This is a genomic window from Streptococcus sp. LMAG:39, from assembly GCF_008680485.1.
In the GTDB taxonomy this organism is placed as follows: Bacteria; Bacillota; Bacilli; order Lactobacillales; family Streptococcaceae; genus Streptococcus; species Streptococcus pasteurianus.
The window spans coordinates 1,778,876-1,796,890 of the sequence record NZ_NALE01000001.1 but is presented as its reverse complement, the minus strand read 5'-3'; the positions used below and the strand labels follow the sequence as shown (position 1 = coordinate 1,796,890).

The following is an 18,015-nucleotide window of genomic DNA, read 5'->3' as shown; positions in this document are numbered from 1 at the left end:
CTCCTTTCTAGCAAAAAAATCCCAATGAAAACAAGCTTAGCGACCTTAGCCAAAGCAATTTCATCGGGATAATTCATTTTTACCATTGCATCAAGCAACACCAAAAAACAATAATTGTAATCAAAAACCTCGTAGCAATACACTACGAGGCAATCAAAGACAACTAAAAAAGTATTCCAAAAAGCAAGAGACTTGCCCTTTGACACTCTATCAATTTCTTCTCCCATCCAGACTATACTGTCGGTTCTGGAATCGCACCAGATCAGCTTGCGCTCACGGACTTATCTTTGCTCATTTGATTATCAAACAAAGTTGATTGATGATTTGCTTTTAGTCTAGGCGACACCTCGCAGACATAACTGGTGTTAGGCAAGAGGCGTCAACAACGAATAAAAGCAAATAGCAATCAACGACAAAGAATCACCGTCGGTCGGGAATCACACCCCACCCCGAAGAAAACTATTCAATTCTTTTTTAGATTAGCACGATTTAAAAACGCTGTCAATCATTTTTCTTATTTTCTGAAATATTTATTAACAAAGCGAATGTTCGCAAGATTGATATAGAGATAGATTGCTGTCGTTACGACCAAACCTGAAGTGACATCAACTGAGCTAAGTGTTGCTAACACACACAACACAATATAAACAAATGGTAAATACTGATTAAGATTGAAAACAATCAAGAATGCTTGTTCATAATTTGCTTGAAGCTCCCCTTCATCATAAGAATAAGCAAATTCCTTTACTTCTTTAATTGTCGGAAAAGTTGATAATTTATAGTGACGAATTTTCTGAGTTAATTTAAATATCATCACTTGAAAAATAATTAGCAGAGCTAGGAAAATGATATCTTTTACATATGCTGTAAGATTAAGGACAGCACCGCTAACAATCCTATCATGGAAACCGTAAACATCACCAAATATTGAAAGGAGAATTAATGCTACTGAGACATTGTAGAAAATTGTTGCAAACTCTAAATTTTTAAATGTCTGGCGATAAACCTCATAACTATCATCTTCATCAGCATCATCACCCATGCTTTCATAACGATTATGGTAATGATTTGCTTGATACATAAACCATAATGTAACAATAATTGAAATAGCAGTAATCCCATAAGCCAAAACCATAAAAGTATCATAATTAAACGTTAGCACATTATCGCCAAAATCAACACCAAAATAACCAATAAGCCCACCTGCAAGCGCACTAACTACGAAGATTCCAAACCACGTTAAGATACGTTGCGCAATTGTTAATCTTTTTGTCTTTTTCATTCTTCTTCTCCCTCTTCATCAAGACTAAAAACATTTTCGACAGGTTCGTTGAATATGTGTGCAATGCGCAGAGCGATAATCACCGATGGCGTGTATTCATTGCGCTCCAAGAGACTGATCGTTTGCCTAGAAACCTTAGCTAATTTGGCTAGTTGAGTTTGATTTAACCCATCACGCGCCCGTAATTCTTTAAGACGATTTTTTAAAACCAAAATACCCTCCATTCTAGTAACTAACAAAAGTTGCTTCCTTTTTAGAAATTGTTTTTTAACAATTCCTTCCTCCTAGGATTTGGTGCTTCTGATGTTAAATAAGCACCAAAAATAGCAAGAAAAATAAGAAACCAATTTTTATCCGACATATAATCTCCTCCCTTTTGTTGATTTGATTATAACATCGTTTTTTATTTTTGACAAGCATCTTTGTCAAAAATGAAAAAATATTTGTCAAATAGTATATAATTCTTGTCAAATAAAAACTCAGATTAAATAATCTGAGCTCCTAAAATATCAATATTTTTTACAAACCATTCACCAACGCCACCAATTTTTGGGCATGTCCTTGTGATTTTACAACCATTTCTTGTGCTTTGTTAGCGTCCTCTCGAAGTGAGTAAGAAACACCATGTGTGACAATGTGACCTGCATAGTTTAACTGTGTTAATTTCGCTGTCAAACGAATTGGTGCCAAAAGGTCATCAATCGTCGTGCCTGCTTCTGCGCTATAAGCCGCTTCTCCTGCTCCAGTTGTCAAAGATGCCACCAAATATTTTCCTTTCAAAGCATCACCAGTTGAACCATGTGAAAAGCCGTGAACAAAGACCCTTTCAATCCATTTATTAAGCAAAGACGGCGTCATATACCAGTACAATGGGTATTGGAAAATAATCACATCAGCCTCTCGCAATTTATCCTGCTCTGCTGCCACATCAATCTGATAATCAGGATACAAATCACTCAAGATGTCCAATTCCACCTCTGGCAAAGCTTTCTTCACTTCTTCCAAAATCGTTTTATTGGCTAAAGAATCATTTTTCAAATCGGGATGCCCTGCAACAATTAAAATATTTTTTGACATATTTTTACCTCTCGTATTTTCAGAAAATTATATACATTTTCAACCAATTTGTCAACTTAAAAAGAAGTTGAGACAAACTTGCCCAACTTCCCTAGCTTTTACGCAAAAACCTCTGCCAAAATGGCTACGCCTTGGTCTATTTCTTCCTTCGTCAAGGTCAATGGTGGCAAGAGACGAATAACATTTGTTCCTGCTGTCAAGACAATCAAGCCTTTATCACGTGCTTTTTCGACCAATTCGGCAAGATTTTCAGTCGTTTCAATCCCAATCATGTAACCAAGACCACGAACATCAGTCACTTTTGCATTGCCAGCCAAAACTTTCTTCAATTCAGCTTGCAAGTAATTTCCATTGTCAAACGCTTGTGGCAAGAAACCGTCAGCCAACATAATATCGAGTACGCTTGAGGCTACTGACATGACAAGTTTATTACCACCAAAGGTTGAACCATGGCTACCGTAAGAGAAAGCAAAACCAAGTTTTTCCTTGGCTAACATGGCACCGACTGGTACACCATTTCCAAGACCTTTTGCCAAAGTGAAAATATCAGGCTCAATGCCATAATGTTCAAATGAGAACAATTTACCAGTACGTCCCATACCAGTTTGCACCTCATCAACAATCAGCAAAATACCTGTTTCTTGGCAAAATACGCTTAATGCTGTCACAAAATCCTTGTCAGCTGGGCGAACACCTGATTCCCCTTGAACCAATTCCAACATAATAGCGGCAGTATCATCGGTCACCAAGCTTTTCACGCTATCCAAATCATTGTAAATCGCATAGCTAAAATGTGGCACGCCATCACCAAAACCAGTTTTAATTTTGTCTTGCCCAGTTGCGGACATTGACCCAAAAGTACGACCATGAAAAGAATTAACAAAAGCAATGATTTCTTGCTTGCCAGTCGCCTTACGTGCAATTTTAATAGCAGCTTCATTGGCTTCAGCACCACTATTGGCAAAGAAAGCAAGATAATCTTTATTCCCAATCAACTTGTCTGCCACTTCTTCTTGCAAAGAATTAAGGTACAAGTTTGGTGTGTGCCAGATTTCTTCAGCTTGTTTTTGCAAAGCAGCTTTCACTTCTGGGTGAAAACCAAGATTTGTCACACCGATTCCTGTTGAAAAATCAAGGTATTTCTTGCCGTCTTGGTCAAAAAGGTAATTTCCTTCTGCCTTGACAAATTCAACGGCTGCGCGTTTATAATTTTGAAATAATTTTGTCATTGTTATCTTCCCTTTCATGCTAGAGTTAGCAGATGATTGAAGTTCCTGTTACCAGATTGTCGCCAATCAATACCTCACCAACACCTGCTAAAACGGTATTTACCGCTGATTCAATCTTAGGAATCATGCCTCCTGTGATCATTCCTTGGTCAATCTTATCTTGAAATTCTGTCGAAGAAAGGCTATCGAGCACCGCACCATTTTCCAAAACACCTTTAACATCAGTCATCAAGACTAATTTTTCAGCGCCGAGGGCAACGGCAACAGCTGTTGCAAGATAATCCGCATTGATATTTAGCATATCACCATCTTTAGAATAGCCAATTGAGGCAAGGACAGGTAACATTTGATTCGCCAACATTTTTTCCAAGATTTCCGTCTGAATTTGTGAAACATTGCCAACATAACCGTAAGTTTCTTGGTCTAAGAAATCAGCCTGAACGACTTTTTCAATATCAGACAAGAGTTGAATGCTATCAATAGACGACTGGTTAAGTTTTTTAACCAAATTTTCTCCAACGATATTTAACAAGGCATAGCTAACAAGCTTCATGTCAGATTGGCTCGTCACACGCAGACCGTTGATTTTCTTAACAGGCACGTGCTCTTCTTCCATTAATTTGTTAATCGCAAAGCCCCCACCATGAACGATAACCAACTGCTTGCCTGCTTCTTTCCATTTTTTGATTTGATTAATAAAGTCTTGCGAAAGGTGCTGACTAGCAACACCTCCGATTTTAATCACAATAATATTTTCCATATGTTTCTTCTCTTTATGTGCGATAAAGGGCATTAATTTTCACGTAGTCGTATGATAAATCACAGCCCCAAGCTTTTCCTACTGCTTCACCAGAATGCAAATCAACCGTAATCGTAATCTCATCCTCGTGCATGATGTCTTGCATTTCCTCAGCTTCAAAGTCAACTGGGCTTGATTTTAGCATAACAGGAATGTCGCCGAGGTAAATGTCAATGTTGTCAACTGGAACATCAACACCTGCATAGCCAACCGCTGCTAAAATACGTCCCCAGTTAGGGTCCTCTCCAAAAATCGCTGTTTTAACAAGACTTGAACCAACGACACTTTTTGCCATCATACGGGCATCAAGGGCATTAGGTGCATTCTTGACATTGACTTCAATGAGTTTGCTTGCACCCTCACCGTCTTTGGCGATTTTCTTAGCCAATTCTTGCATGACGTAATTAAGCATTGCTGAGAATTTATCAAATTCTGGTGTATCTGGCAAGATTTCTTCATTCAATGTACAACCATTTGATAACACTAAGACCATGTCATTTGTTGATGTATCACCGTCAACCGTAATTTGGTTAAATGTTGTTTCAACATTTTGGCTTAGCGCAAGCTGCAAGGTTTCACTTGAAATATTCGCATCACAAGTGATAAAAGCAAGCATAGTTGCCATATTTGGGTGAATCATTCCTGAACCCTTCGCTACACCAGCCATGGTCACTTCATCACGACCAAATTTTTCTGTGACAGCAACGGTTTTAACCATAGTATCTGTTGTTAAGATAGCTTTCGAGAAATCATCAGAATTACCATTAACAACAAGCTTAGAAAGCCCAGTTTTAAGAGTATCCATTGGCAACAAATCACCAATAACACCCGTTGAAGCAATCCCGACCAAATCAGGCTCAATGCCTAATTTTTCAGCTGTCCATTTTTGCATAGTATAGGCATCTTCCATTCCTTGCATGCCCGTACAAGAATTTGCCACTCCTGAATTCACAACGATTGCTTTCATCTTTTGCGCTTTTTTAATGGAATTTCGTGTCACAATCAATGGCGCAGCAATGACTTTATTTGTCGTGTAAACACCTGCTACACTAGCGGGAACTTCTGAAACAATCCAACCAAAATCAAGTTTTCTTTTCTTAAATCCTGCATGCAAACCGTCTGCCGAAAAACCAAGAGGGCTCGCAACATTTCCTTCAATCACTTTCATCTTCTTACACCTGTAACACGTAAGGAACTCATACTTCCCAATAACCTTCTGTGCTACTTCCTTTCTATATTCTATAAATAATTTGGTGAAATCAACAAACCTTCTGTTTCGTTCCAACCATTCATCAAATTCAGATTTTGCACGGCTTGACCAGCAGCGCCTTTAATCAAATTATCGATAACAGATACGACCGTCAGCACATTTGTGACATCATTGTAAAGAAAACCAATATCTGTAAAGTTTGAACCGATAACATTGTGCAATTCTGGCAAATCATCTTGGATGCGGACAAAAGGTTTGTCCTTGTAAGCATCCTTGTAAATGGCGTATAATTCCGCTTCGCTCAATGGCTTTTTCAATTTAACATAAGAAGTCGCCATAATCCCACGGTTAACTGGCAACAATGATGCTGAAAACTGAATCTGGTGTAACTTCTTGCTAAATAATTGCAATTCCTGCACAATTTCAGGAATATGCTGATGACGGTTTAATTTGTAAGTCACGTAGTTATCATGCACATTGACAAAGTGACTTGATTCTGATAAAGCTTTACCAGCCCCCGTCAAACCACTTTTTGCATCAACGATGATAGAATCTTCTTCAGCCACACCAGCTTTTAGCAATGGAATCAAGGCTAATTCTGTTGCTGTCGCATAGCAACCAGGGTTTGAAATGAATTTCTTACCTTGGACATCTGTAAATTCTGCCAAAGCATATGTAAATTTATTCAACACATCATCACTAGCTGGTGTTTTTTTATACCATTTTTCATAAGAATCAGCTGGCAAACGATGGTCTCCCGACAAATCAATCACTGGGAAATCAGTTTCAACAAATGGCTGCGCTAACTGGCTAGCCACCCCACTTGGTGTCGCAAAGAAAACCAAATCTGATTTTTCCATGATTTCTTGAGCATTAAATGTCTCAATAACTAAGTCACAAACACCAACAAGGTAAGGGTATAATTCTGACAATCGTCGGCCGATTTCCTTAGTTGCATGAATCGAAGCAATCGTAACATTTTTATGATTATTCAATAATTTAACTAATTCGAGACCACTATATCCAGTGATACCAACAATTGACACTTTCATAATATACACTCCTTGAATAAATATGTATTCAATTTTATAGTATATTTATTCATAAGTCAAGTGTTTTTTGCATAAAAAACAAAAAAAGCATAAATTTTCACTTATGCTTTCACTATTTTTCAAATAATTTCAGTTTGTTAATTCGCTCGACGGCTTCGACAAGGCGGTCTGGTTCGACGAGCAAGCCGATTCTGACGTATCCGTCTCCTTGTTCTCCAAAACCTTTTCCTGGTGCGACAGCAACATGAGCTTCATTTAATAGCAAATCTGCAAAGCTTTCGCTGTCATACCCTTCTGGTACGGGCATCCAAGCATAGAATGACCCTTTTGACTCAAAAGCATGCCAACCAATTTTTTCTGCTGCTTGAACAAAAGCATGGCGACGCTCGTTGTATTTCTGATTTAACCCTGCGATTGCTGCTTTTGCTTTTTCATCTAAAAGAGCTACTGCTCCCGCATCTTGAATAGCAGGGAAGATACTTACAAAAAGGTGGTCTTGTAGCAAATTAAGCGCTTCAATCAATTGTTCATTTCCTGCCGCAAATGCCAAACGCCACCCCGCCATATTAAAGGTCTTAGAAAAAGTGTATAACTCAATGCCGACATCTTTAGCTCCAGGTGTTGACAAAAAGCTTGGATTCTCATAACCGTCTGCCCCTAAGGCACCATAAGCAAAATCGCTAACTACCCCAACCTCGTATTTTTTAGCCCAAGCGACGAGTTCTTCGTAAAACGCTGCAGTTGCAACCGCACCTGTCGGATTATTAGGATAATTAACATAGATGAATTTCGCACGTTTAGCTACTTCTTCAGGAATAGCTTGCAAGTCTGGTAAGAAATTATTTTCAGCTTTTAACGGAAATGTCTCATAGTTGATTTTTCCAAGCGACACACTTGAGAGATAATCTGGATAACCTGGGTCTGGCAACAAGAGCAATTCATCAGGATTCATTGTCGCCAGAGGAAATTCTACCAAGCCAATCTTTGCGCCACCAAGGATACAAATTTCCTTTTCGCTATCAAGATTTACATGATAATTGTCCTTATAAAATTGACTGGCTGCCGCTTTAAAATTAGTATTTCCACGAAATTGCGAGTATTTATGAGAAGCAGGATTTTTGGCTGATTCAACTAAAGCATCAACAATGTAATCATAAGTTGGCTGATCTGGATTGCCCTGTCCAAGATTGATGACATCATAGCCTTCTGCCACTTTGGCATTAACTTTTGCGACAAGACTAGCAAAAAACTGTTCTGGCAATTCTTGTAAAATCTTTGATTGTGAAAACACCTTAATTCCTCCTAATGATACAAATCTGGCTTGCGGTCAGCAAAAACTGGAATGTGACCTCGATTTTTTTCAACTTCTGTCAAATCAAGTTCAGCCGTAAAAATTCCCTCTTGATTATCTGGCACTTGTAAAACGATTTTCCCCAATGGGTCAATCACCAGAGAATGCCCAGAAAAATGGTCTGAAATGCCATCGCCAACCCGATTGACAGCCACGACAAAGGCTTGATTTTCAACCGCACGCGCTCGCAATAAAATCTCCCATTGCTCTACACGTTCTTTGGGCCATTCAGCTACTACAAATAAAACCTTAGCACCGCTAGACATCAAGGTTCTCACCCATTCTGGAAAACGAATGTCATAACAAATCACACTAGCTGCTTTGATATCATCTAGTTCAAAGACACTTTCTTTATTGCCTGCTTGCAGGTACTCATCTTCTACCATTAAACCAAACAAATGCACCTTATCATAATCAGCAATCACTTGCCCCTCTCGATTAAACACATAGGTCGTATTAAAAAAGTGATTCTCTTTTGCCGTTGCGACCGAACCAGCCACCAAATTAACATGGTACTTCTTAGCAAAATTTCCTAAATCCGTTATCGTTTCTTTCCCATTAACATCAGCAATATCTGCCAGCTGTTTCAAGGCATAGCCAGTATTCCACATCTCAGGAAGAACAATCACATCTGGCGCATCATGCACCGCTTTTTCCAATAACTCCAATACTTTCTTTCTATTTTGCTCAGGATCCGCTTCACGGATAGCCATCTGAATAAGTGAAACTTTCATTTTTCCCTCAATTCTATCTTCTGTGAAAATATTCTGAAATCTTAGTGACTATTATAACAGTCTAAAAATCCCTCGTAAAATAGTTATTTTAAATAGACTCGATAGTTAAAAACTATAACTAAAAAACCCACCTTTTTAGGTGGGCTTATGTTTATTTTCCACTATCTTGTAACATTTTTATCAGACTGCTGAGGAGGCTGCCTTCTGCTAAAGCGACTAGTAAGGTTACCCAATCAACATGACCTTGCAGAGCATCTACAATAATAATGTAAGCAAGAATCAGCAGCGTTATGCCGATAAAAGCGATAGCTAATTTCAAAAGTGTGTTTTTAGATTTCATCTGACAAAACAACTCCTTTATCAGTCAAAGACTGCCTAACGGATGTTACAGATTTTCAGCTACTGCTGCAAGAAGGTCAGCAATTTTAGCGGCATCTGAACCACCAGCCATAGCCATGTCTGGTTTACCACCACCACGACCTGATACGATTGGTGCCAAAGCTTTAATCAAATTGCCAGCGTGAACATCTTTTGCTTTGCTTGCTACAAGAACATTGACTTTTTCGCCAATAGCTGCCGCCAATACAAGCACGTCAGAGTAATCTTTTTGTTTCCAGTTGTCCGCAAATGTACGAAGAGCACCAGCGTCAGAAACGGTTACTTGGCTAGCAATGTAACGAACTCCATTTGCTTCTTTAACATCTTCAAAGACATCACCAGCTTGCGCTGCAGCTGCTTTTTCTTTTAATTCAGCATTTTCTTTTTGCAATTTGTGCAATTGTTCTTGCAAGCTTGCGACTTTATTAGTGACTTCTTTCAATTGTGGGACTTTAAGCGTAGCAGCAATTGTTTTAAGGTCTTCTTCTTCTTGACGGTAAGCTTCAAAGGCTTCTTTACTTGTTACAGCAAGGATACGACGTGTTCCTGAACCAATCCCTTCTTCTTTGACAATCTTGAAGATTCCGATTTCTGCTGTATTTGAAACGTGTGTTCCACCACAAAGTTCGATTGAGTAATCGCCGATTGTGACAACACGGACGTTTTTACCGTATTTTTCACCAAACAAAGCCATTGCGCCCATTGATTTCGCAGTATCAATGTCAGTTTCAATAGTCTTAACAGGAATAGCATTCCAGATTTGTTGGTTAACTTCTTCTTCAATTTGACGTAATTCTTCAGCTGTTACAGCCTCAAAGTGAGTAAAGTCAAAGCGCAAGAAGCCTTCTTCATTAAGTGAACCAGCTTGAGTAGCGTGTTCACCGATAACATTGTGAAGCGCAGCGTGAAGCAAGTGAGTTGCTGTGTGGTTTTTAATCACACGGTGACGACGTTTGCTGTCGATTTCAAGAGTATATGTTGTACCAACTGACAAGCTTGCCAAGACTTCAACTGTATGAAGTGCTTGACCATTTGGTGCTTTTTGAACATCAGTCACACGCGCAACGATATCGCCTTTATCATTTTTAATCACACCGTGGTCAGCCACTTGTCCACCCATTTCAGCGTAGAATGGTGTTTTAGCAAAGACAAGCAAGGCTTGACCTTCTGAAACAGCTTCTGTACGTTCGTTATCAGCGATGATAACTGACAATGTAGAATCAAGGACTTCATCTTCGTAGCTAAAAACTGATTCTTCAGTGATGCTTGACAATGTCTCGTTTTGCATACCCATTGAGCCGCCTTTAACAACATTGGCACGAGCACGTTCTTGTTGTTCTTTCATAGCAGCTTCAAAGCCAGCATGGTCAATCTTGAAGCCTTTATCTTCAGCCAATTCTTCTGTCAATTCAACTGGGAATCCGTATGTATCGTACAATTTGAAGATGTCTTTACCTTCAACCGTATCTTTGCCAGCAGCTTTCAAATCAGCCAACAATTCATCAAGCATGCTTGAACCAGCATCGATTGTACGAGCAAATGTTTCTTCTTCACGTTTGACGATTTTTTCGATAAAGTCTTGTTTTTCAAGAATCTCTGGGTAGTATGATTCCATGATTTTACCAACAGTTGGAACCAATTTGTACAAGAATGTTTCCTTGATACCAAGACGACGACCGTGCATAACAGCACGACGAAGCAAGCGACGAAGCACGTAACCACGACCTTCATTTCCAGGAAGGGCACCATCACCGATAGCAAATGAAAGTGAGCGGATGTGATCGGCAATAACTTTGAAGCTCATATTGTCGCCATCTGGGTCATAAGTTTTACCAGATAATTTTTCAATTTCGCGAATGATTGGCATGAAGAGGTCAGTTTCAAAGTTTGTTTTAGCCCCTTGCATAACTGCAACCAAACGTTCTAAACCAGCACCCGTATCAATGTTTTTGTGTGGTAATTCTTTGTATTCTGAACGTGGAACAGCTGGGTCAGCATTGAATTGTGACAATACGATGTTCCAGATTTCGATATAACGGTCATTTTCAATATCTTCAGCAAGAAGTTTGATACCAACGTGGTCTGGGTCAAAATCTTCACCACGGTCAAAGAAGATTTCTGTATCTGGTCCTGAAGGTCCAGCACCGATTTCCCAGAAGTTATCTTCGATTGGAATCAAGTGGCTTGGCTCAACACCAAGTGAAATCCAGCGATTGTAAGTATCTTTATCATCTGGATAGTAAGTCATGTAAAGTTTATCTTTAGGGAAATCAAACCATTCTGGGCTTGTTAATAATTCATATCCCCAAGTGATAGCTTCATCACGAAAATAATCACCAACAGAGAAATTTCCCAACATTTCAAACATTGTGTGGTGACGAGCTGTCTTACCAACATTTTCAATATCGTTTGTACGGATAGCTTTTTGTGCATTTGTGATACGTGGATTGTCAGGAATGACAGAACCGTCAAAATATTTTTTAAGAGTTGCAACACCTGAGTTAATCCATAACAATGTTGGGTCATTTACAGGAACCAAGTTTGCAGAAGGTTCAACAGAGTGACCTTTTGATTTCCAGAAGTCTAGCCACATTTGGCGCACTTGCGCACTAGTCAATTGTTTCATTTTATCTTTCCTTTTCTTGTTACTAAGCGATGTTACAACGCTTGCCATAGATTGAAATCATCTTTTATGCCATTAAGGATACAAAAAACGGCAAGTCCATCTCATAGAGGGTGACGTTAGCCACGGTACCACCTCTTTTCAATGAACCTGTCATTCTTCATTTATCTCTTAAATTGTTTTTTCTTGCATTTGACCCTGGTAACTCGGTTACCAATATTGACAATTAGAAAACATGAGTAGCACATTTTTAACTTCATCCATGGCTCGCAGCAACCGCCACTTTTCTGAATCTGAATTTTTAAAAACGATTCTCAATCTTTTTAATTGTACTGTATTTTAAGCTTCTGGTCAAGTAGCTTATTCAGCTGAATCTGTAGATGATTCAGTTGTTGATGATTCTTCTGTTGAACTTGATGAGCTTGCTTCAGAAGAAGTTGATGAAGCTTTTGATGATGAAGCTGAAGAACTTGATGATGAGCTTGTTGCATATTGTGAAAGAATACTTGCAAAGGTGTTATCTTTAATCTTCACGTTAGCTTTATCAAGAGCTTTAGCAATAACTTGATTTTGGAAGTTTGTGTCGTTTTGATATTTAGCCATGATAGCTTTCTTCAAGCGTTTTTTGTATGTCTTCCAATCAGAGTTTTTATCTGTTTTCTTAGTTGTCTTAACGATGTAGTATGTGTATGAATATGTTGAAGAATTCATTACTTTGATAACATCTGAAACTGAACCTTCATTTTGTTTGAATGCAGCATCCATAACATCTGTTGGAAGTTTTGTATCTGCTGAGTCAAATGTGTATTCAGTTTTCTTAGCTATTGTGTTTTCTTTAGCGATTTTATCAAAATCAGCGCCATCCGCAGTTGCTTGATCGTGAACTGAGTTAGCTTTGTCTTCGTTGCTCAAAGCAATAACTGTAGCTGTTGTATCAGGGGTGTAATCTTTGTAAGCTTCTTTGTAGTTTTTAGTTGTCAATTTATCTTTGGCAGCTTCTTTAACAGCATATTCCACTAACATTGATGTGCGAATTTGTTGCTTGTAAGTATCTGTTGTCAAACCAGCAGCTTGAAGTGCACTTGAGAATGATGAACCATATGATGAAGCAGTTTTATTGTAAGCTTCAGTCACTTCTTTATCTGAAACTTTGCTTCCATATTGGTCTTCAAAGACACGTGACAAAATCAAGTTCAACATTGTTTGTTGTGAAGATTTTGAACTTTTTGCAGCACTGTAGAAGTCTGATACTGTGATAGTATCACCTTTCATGGTAACAAGAGCTTTTGTTTCTGAATTGCTGTTAGTAGCAAGGTAAGTTACACCTGCACCGATAAGAGCTGAAGCTACTGCAATTGAAACACCTTTGAAAGCTTTACTTTGGATAACTTTCTTAAACCCTGATTTTTCTTTGTTGGCCATTGTTATTAAACTCCTTAATTTGTCTTTAACTCCACTAGTATATCACAATAACTTAAATATTGCTTAATTTTACAGTGATATATCTGCTGTATTTTTACGAATCATCAATAATCCGTCGCTTAACGGAAGTAAGGTTGCTGTTAAATTTGGATTATCCAGTGTCGCATCAAACAATCGTTGAAGCCCACGATAGATTGTCCGTTGTCCGCGGCGCACTTCTTCGATTGGCTTGACAATATCCCCGCCTTGGAAAACATCATCAAAGACAATGACTCCGCCGACTTTCAAATGTTTCAAGACTTCTGGCAGAAAGACAATGTATTTTGATTTCGCTGAATCCATAAAAACAAAGTCAAATTCCCCATCAAGTGTCGAAAGAGTATCAACGGCATCTCCTTCAAGCAAAGTAATTTGTTTGCGAGTGTCATACTTAGCAAAATTTTCCTTGGCGAAGGCAATCATTTCAGGATTACGGTCAAGTGTCGTAATCTTCGCATCTGGGGCATTTTCTGCCATTAAAAGTGCTGAAAATCCGATAGCTGTGCCAATCTCTAAAATATTTTTTGGCTGCAATGTTTGCATCAAAAAACGAAAATAAGCCACAACTTCATGCTGAATAATAGGGATATTTTCTTGATGAGCAAATGCTTCCAATTCTGCCAGATAGCCCTCATTTTGCTTCTGATGTGTTCGCATATAGCGAACAATGTCTTCTTTCACTACGGGACGACGCATATTGTGATTTGCTGTTTTTGAATATGATTTAACCATAACTCTTATTATATAGCAAAATAAACCCGTTGTGAATAGGCTTTCTTCGATTTTTAGTCATTAAAAAGTGCCACAATATCGGATAAATCAGCAATGTGTTGATTGATTTTTGATGACGGTTGACCGAGATTAATTGATTTAATGCCTGCATTTTCGGCAGCTTCAACGTCAAGACGACGGTCACCAACGTAATAAGTGCTTGTTTTATCCAACTCATATTTTTCAAGAAGGTAGTTAATCGCTTCGGGTTCAGGCTTACGAGCGAAGCCATTTGCTGATGTCACCACTTCTGTAAAATACTGATGCACGCCTAGTCTTTCTAAAACATCATTTGCCGTGATACCTTTATGCGTATAGGCAAAGTGTGTCACTCCTTTTTGTTTGGTTGCCGCAAGAACCTCTGTTAAATGTGGCATGGGTTTTATCAGATAATCACGCGCTTCCTGCTCTTTTTTAAAGAAAGCTGATAGCTCCGTAAAATCTAATTCTTGCTCTTTTGCCACTTGATAAAGCAAAGCTTTGACCGATTCTTTGATAATAAAATCCATAATCCATTGTTCATCAAAAGCCAAGCCATAATGCGCATAAGTCACTTGCAAGGCTTGCCCAATCGCTTCGTAGGAATCCACCAAAGTTCCGTCAAAATCCCAAATAAATGTTGTCACTTCTGTCTCCTCATTTCAATATTAATCTGAATTCTCCAAGTCCAAGGTAATCCAATAACGCGCTAGACGATGCCCATCCTCTAAATCGATAATATTTTCCAAAATACCGCCAGCTTTTTCAATGGTTCTACGACTGGCAATATTGTCCTCACGCGCTGTGATAAGCACAGGATTGATGCCACGTTTGGCATATTGCTCAAGGGCAAAGCTGAGAAGTCTGGTCATGATACCTTGTCGTCTAAATTCTGGTGAGGTTTGATATCCGATATGTCCACCAATCGTCGCAAGATTGCCCTTTTCCAGCTGCCAACGACAAGATATAAGCGCAGCAATTTTCCCATTCAAAAAGGCATAATAGGTCGTCATCGTTGAATAATCAGGGTTAGTAGTTTGTGTTTCTTGCGCTCTGCTATTTTCCACAAAGGTTTTAAAATCACCAATCTCACGTGTCGTGATAAAGGGATTATCGTCATTTTCCAAAGCCGTTTGATAAGCTCGGTAAGCCGCTTCATCACTAACATCTAGTTTCCTAATTTCCATGCCAGCACCTCCCCAAAATTTTTTCTATTATAACATAAAAACGAGGTTAGAATACTCAACCTCGCTATAATTTTATAGATGTGCTCCTTTTTCAATTAAAGCTTCCAACTCATCCAAGCGTTCCTCAAAAATTCGGAAAGCAGCGTCTAGATAAGCACTTGTTGTCATATCCACACCAGCTTTTTTGATCACATTAAGCGGATAATCAGAATTACCTGCTTTCAGATAATCAAGGTAGCGGTCAATATCAGCTTGTGTACCGTGAACAACCTTATCAGCTAAATAACTAGCTGCCGCAAATCCTGTGGCGTATTGGTAAACATAGTAATTGTAGTAGAAATGCGGAATGCGTGCCCATTCGTATTGGATTTCTAGGTTGTCTGTTTTGCTGAGTCCATAATATTTCTCGTTTAAGTCGGCATAAAGTTGGTTGAGGTAATCACTCGTCAACACTTCTCCAGCTTGGTCTGCCTTATGAATGATATCTTCAAATTCCGCAAATTGTGCTTGGCGGAAAATGGTACTCTTGAAACCATCAAGATAATGATTCAAAATTGCAAAGCGTGCTTTGTCATCATCAACTTCTTTCAAAAGTGTTTCTGTCAAAATATTTTCATTAGTTGTTGAAGCAATTTCTGCCAAGAAAATACTGTAATCTCCATAAACATAGGGTTGATTTTCACGTGTAAATGTCGAATGCAAGCTGTGCCCTGTTTCGTGAACTAAGGTAAACAAATTATCCAAGGTATCTTGCCAATTTAACAGCATGAAAGCATTCGTATCATACGAACCACCAGAGTAGGCACCAGAGCGTTTGCCTTTATTGACATGGACGTCAATCCAGCGTTCTGTAAAAGCACGATGAACACGCTCAGAATATTCTTTGCCAAAAACAGCCAAGACATCTTCAGCTTTTACCAAAGCTTCTTCATAGGTAAAACTCATATCCATTTCAGAAAGTGGCGTATGAATATCGTACATTTTCAAATCATCCAGTTTAAGGATTTTCTTGCGAAGTTCCACGTAACGATGAAGCAAAGGCAGGTTAGCATTGACCGTTTCAATCAAGGTATCATAAACAGATTCTGGAATAAAATTAGCCGAAAGTGCTGCCTCACGTGCTGATTTAAAATGATGAACACGCGCTTCATAGTTATGCACTTTGACATTGGTTTGCAAGGTTTTCGCATAAGTGTGTTGGAATTGTTCATAAGTTGCATACAAAGCTTGGTAAGCTTCTTTGCGGACATCACGATTTTTTGATTCTAACAAGCTAATGAAATTACCATGCGTTAGCTGAATTTCTTTGCCCTCATCATCTGGAACGATTGGAAAAATGATGTCAGCATTATCCAAAAGCCCAAATGTTTCTCCTGCAGCTCCAAAAATTTCTTGCGCACCTGCTAATAATTCTTCCTCAGCCTGTGACAAAACATGCGGTTGACGTTTGAAAAGTTGCTCAAAGAAATGTGCATAAGCAGATAAAGCTGGTGTTTCTGCCACGAAATCCTCAAAAGCTTCTTTAGACAATTGCATCAATTCAGGTTCGTAAAAAGCAAAAATTTCACTAAACTTGGCATAGATTGCTGTTGCTTTAGCTTGGTATTCTTGGTATTTGGCTACTGTTGTATCTTGGTCGTTTTTCATTGAAGCATAAACATAAAGCTTCTCCAAACGACGCGACAAGGCAAGGTAACTTTCCGTAATAGCAAGCAAATCATTACTTGACGCTGTCAAACGTCCTTTGTAAGCTTTAGCATTTTCTAAATCACTATCAAGACTAGCCAGCTCCGCTTCCCAAGCATCATCTGTAGCAAAAACTGTGCTTAAATCCCATTGGTATTTTTCATCAATATGACTACGATTATCTGACATCACATTCTCCTTTTTGAGGTTTATTTACCATTTTATCATAATAAGCTGGCGGATAAAGCCATTGACGTTCTTTTTCTGTTTGATTTTGATAAAAGCGATGAAAATTTTCGTAAAACGGTGATAAATCTTGCGAAATCTGACAGAACCCCTCAACAAAATCAAAAGGACGAACTTGTGGAAAATAAGCCGATAAAGGCAAACTTAGCAAATTTTTCCCTTTTAAATAAGCTTTTTCTTGCCTTTTTAACCAAATTGAATGGCGAGAAGATAACTGTTTTTGAATATAGGTTAATAAGGTTTGGTCTTGGTTTACCTCGTAAGTTGAAAGCTTCTGCTGTCGATAAGGAAGTCGAAAAAATGCCATAATATCATCTGAAAATGAACAAGTCTTGGTTAGATAGTGAACCTTGCCATGCAAATCTTCATAGATTAAATAATGTAAACGAATGAGTTGTTTTGTGACATCCAACTCCCACAAATGAAAGCCCATATTCTGCGAAAAATAAAGAAAATGACGTTGCAAAGGTGATAAACGATTGCCAAGCCACAACTTTTCCCCCAACAACCAAAGTACTTGAATACCATGACTTTGATAGGCTTTTGTGCGTTGAAATAATCGCTGTTCTGATAAGCGCGAACATTGCACTTCTAAAGCCAAATTATCATTGACAAATAAATCAGCCACCTGATGTAAATCTGGTAAAACTTTTTCAACCACGACTTGTTCAGTCCGCGACACAGCATGATAAAGCGCCGCTTTTAACTGAAGGTGCTCACTGCTTTCATTTTCACTATAAAAATCACACTTATCCAAAGAAACATGAGCAAAGTGCGGACGCATAACTTTGCCATTTTTTAAACGGACAGCAGAGCGGCAAGCTGGGCAAACAAAGTTTTGGTTAGCTGGGATACCATCTAACAAGGATACTAATCTTCCATTTTCATCAAGCGCTGATAACACATCACACCTCCTACCTATTTTATTCGAAAAAAATCCTGAAAAACAT

General features: G+C 38.6%; 17 protein-coding genes and 1 riboswitch. All 17 genes read right to left on the bottom strand.

What is annotated here, in order from left to right; genetic code table 11:
* Positions 1-211: 211 nt before the first annotated feature.
* A riboswitch (FMN riboswitch) is annotated at positions 212-461 on the bottom strand.
* Between the two features lie 53 nt (positions 462-514).
* Positions 515-1,282 carry a DUF3169 family protein gene (locus CCC20_RS09295; RefSeq protein ID WP_013851621.1) on the bottom strand — a complete coding sequence of 256 codons (768 nt, stop codon included), beginning with the start codon at positions 1,280-1,282 and terminating at the stop codon, positions 515-517.
* Positions 1,279-1,521: a helix-turn-helix transcriptional regulator gene (locus CCC20_RS09290; RefSeq protein WP_013851620.1), complete on the bottom strand. Its 243-nt coding sequence runs from the start codon at positions 1,519-1,521 to the stop codon at positions 1,279-1,281. Before CCC20_RS09290 ends, CCC20_RS09295 begins: the two co-directional genes overlap by 4 nt.
* A 280-nt stretch (positions 1,522-1,801) precedes the next feature.
* On the bottom strand, positions 1,802-2,359 hold the full coding sequence (locus tag CCC20_RS09285) for an NAD(P)H-dependent oxidoreductase (RefSeq protein ID WP_013851619.1): 558 nt from the start codon (positions 2,357-2,359) through the stop codon (positions 1,802-1,804).
* A 98-nt stretch (positions 2,360-2,457) separates the two neighbouring features.
* The gene (locus CCC20_RS09280; RefSeq protein ID WP_058692796.1) at positions 2,458-3,588 is read right to left on the bottom strand and encodes an acetylornithine transaminase; all 1,131 of its coding nucleotides are present in this window, start codon (positions 3,586-3,588) and stop codon (positions 2,458-2,460) included.
* Between the two features lie 25 nt (positions 3,589-3,613).
* Positions 3,614-4,348, bottom strand: a complete 735-nt coding sequence (argB, locus tag CCC20_RS09275; protein ID WP_013851617.1) for an acetylglutamate kinase — start codon at positions 4,346-4,348, stop codon at positions 3,614-3,616.
* Positions 4,349-4,361: 13 nt separating this feature from the next.
* Positions 4,362-5,555, bottom strand: coding sequence for a bifunctional ornithine acetyltransferase/N-acetylglutamate synthase (gene argJ, locus CCC20_RS09270; protein WP_058692795.1), 1,194 nt, complete (start codon positions 5,553-5,555; stop codon positions 4,362-4,364).
* 71 nt (positions 5,556-5,626) lie between these two features.
* Entirely contained in the window at positions 5,627-6,649 is a 1,023-nt protein-coding gene (gene argC, locus CCC20_RS09265; protein WP_058692794.1) for an N-acetyl-gamma-glutamyl-phosphate reductase, read from the bottom strand.
* A 112-nt stretch (positions 6,650-6,761) separates the two neighbouring features.
* Entirely contained in the window at positions 6,762-7,940 is a 1,179-nt protein-coding gene (locus CCC20_RS09260; RefSeq protein WP_058692793.1) for a pyridoxal phosphate-dependent aminotransferase, read from the bottom strand.
* Positions 7,941-7,951: 11 nt separating this feature from the next.
* Positions 7,952-8,734, bottom strand: coding sequence for a carbon-nitrogen family hydrolase (locus CCC20_RS09255; RefSeq protein WP_058692792.1), 783 nt, complete (start codon positions 8,732-8,734; stop codon positions 7,952-7,954).
* A 151-nt stretch (positions 8,735-8,885) separates the two neighbouring features.
* Complete coding sequence (locus CCC20_RS09250) at positions 8,886-9,074, bottom strand: hypothetical protein (protein ID WP_003063866.1); 189 nt, start codon at positions 9,072-9,074, stop codon at positions 8,886-8,888.
* A gap of 45 nt (positions 9,075-9,119) precedes the next feature.
* Positions 9,120-11,738 carry an alanine--tRNA ligase gene (alaS, locus tag CCC20_RS09245; protein WP_058692791.1) on the bottom strand — a complete coding sequence of 873 codons (2,619 nt, stop codon included), beginning with the start codon at positions 11,736-11,738 and terminating at the stop codon, positions 9,120-9,122.
* Between the two features lie 357 nt (positions 11,739-12,095).
* Positions 12,096-13,157, bottom strand: a complete 1,062-nt coding sequence (locus CCC20_RS09240) for a peptidyl-prolyl cis-trans isomerase (RefSeq protein ID WP_048791500.1) — start codon at positions 13,155-13,157, stop codon at positions 12,096-12,098.
* A gap of 69 nt (positions 13,158-13,226) precedes the next feature.
* The gene (locus CCC20_RS09235; RefSeq protein WP_013851610.1) at positions 13,227-13,928 is read right to left on the bottom strand and encodes an O-methyltransferase; all 702 of its coding nucleotides are present in this window, start codon (positions 13,926-13,928) and stop codon (positions 13,227-13,229) included.
* A 53-nt stretch (positions 13,929-13,981) separates the two neighbouring features.
* The gene (locus tag CCC20_RS09230) at positions 13,982-14,593 is read right to left on the bottom strand and encodes an HAD-IA family hydrolase (protein WP_003063855.1); all 612 of its coding nucleotides are present in this window, start codon (positions 14,591-14,593) and stop codon (positions 13,982-13,984) included.
* 21 nt (positions 14,594-14,614) lie between these two features.
* Positions 14,615-15,133 (bottom strand): GNAT family N-acetyltransferase, encoded by a 519-nt coding sequence (locus tag CCC20_RS09225; protein WP_013851609.1) that lies wholly within the window; start codon positions 15,131-15,133, stop codon positions 14,615-14,617.
* A gap of 72 nt (positions 15,134-15,205) precedes the next feature.
* A complete protein-coding gene (gene pepF / locus CCC20_RS09220; protein WP_013851608.1) occupies positions 15,206-17,008 on the bottom strand; it encodes an oligoendopeptidase F in 1,803 nt (600 codons plus the stop codon).
* Positions 16,998-17,969 (bottom strand): competence protein CoiA, encoded by a 972-nt coding sequence (locus tag CCC20_RS09215; RefSeq protein ID WP_013851607.1) that lies wholly within the window; start codon positions 17,967-17,969, stop codon positions 16,998-17,000. The genes pepF and CCC20_RS09215 overlap by 11 nt, the downstream gene beginning before the upstream one ends.
* Positions 17,970-18,015: the final 46 nt, after the last annotated feature.

Coding starts and splice junctions, on each gene's coding strand:
- CCC20_RS09295 (WP_013851621.1), bottom strand. CDS start 1,282: ATGAAAAAGACAAAAAGATTAACAATTGCGCAACGTATCTTAACGTGG.
- CCC20_RS09285 (WP_013851619.1), bottom strand. CDS start 2,359: ATGTCAAAAAATATTTTAATTGTTGCAGGGCATCCCGATTTGAAAAAT.
- CCC20_RS09280 (WP_058692796.1), bottom strand. CDS start 3,588: ATGACAAAATTATTTCAAAATTATAAACGCGCAGCCGTTGAATTTGTC.
- argB (WP_013851617.1), bottom strand. CDS start 4,348: ATGGAAAATATTATTGTGATTAAAATCGGAGGTGTTGCTAGTCAGCAC.
- argJ (WP_058692795.1), bottom strand. CDS start 5,555: ATGAAAGTGATTGAAGGAAATGTTGCGAGCCCTCTTGGTTTTTCGGCA.
- argC (WP_058692794.1), bottom strand. CDS start 6,649: ATGAAAGTGTCAATTGTTGGTATCACTGGATATAGTGGTCTCGAATTA.
- CCC20_RS09255 (WP_058692792.1), bottom strand. CDS start 8,734: ATGAAAGTTTCACTTATTCAGATGGCTATCCGTGAAGCGGATCCTGAG.
- CCC20_RS09250 (WP_003063866.1), bottom strand. CDS start 9,074: ATGAAATCTAAAAACACACTTTTGAAATTAGCTATCGCTTTTATCGGC.
- alaS (WP_058692791.1), bottom strand. CDS start 11,738: ATGAAACAATTGACTAGTGCGCAAGTGCGCCAAATGTGGCTAGACTTC.
- CCC20_RS09240 (WP_048791500.1), bottom strand. CDS start 13,157: ATGGCCAACAAAGAAAAATCAGGGTTTAAGAAAGTTATCCAAAGTAAA.
- CCC20_RS09235 (WP_013851610.1), bottom strand. CDS start 13,928: ATGGTTAAATCATATTCAAAAACAGCAAATCACAATATGCGTCGTCCC.
- CCC20_RS09225 (WP_013851609.1), bottom strand. CDS start 15,133: ATGGAAATTAGGAAACTAGATGTTAGTGATGAAGCGGCTTACCGAGCT.
- pepF (WP_013851608.1), bottom strand. CDS start 17,008: ATGTCAGATAATCGTAGTCATATTGATGAAAAATACCAATGGGATTTA.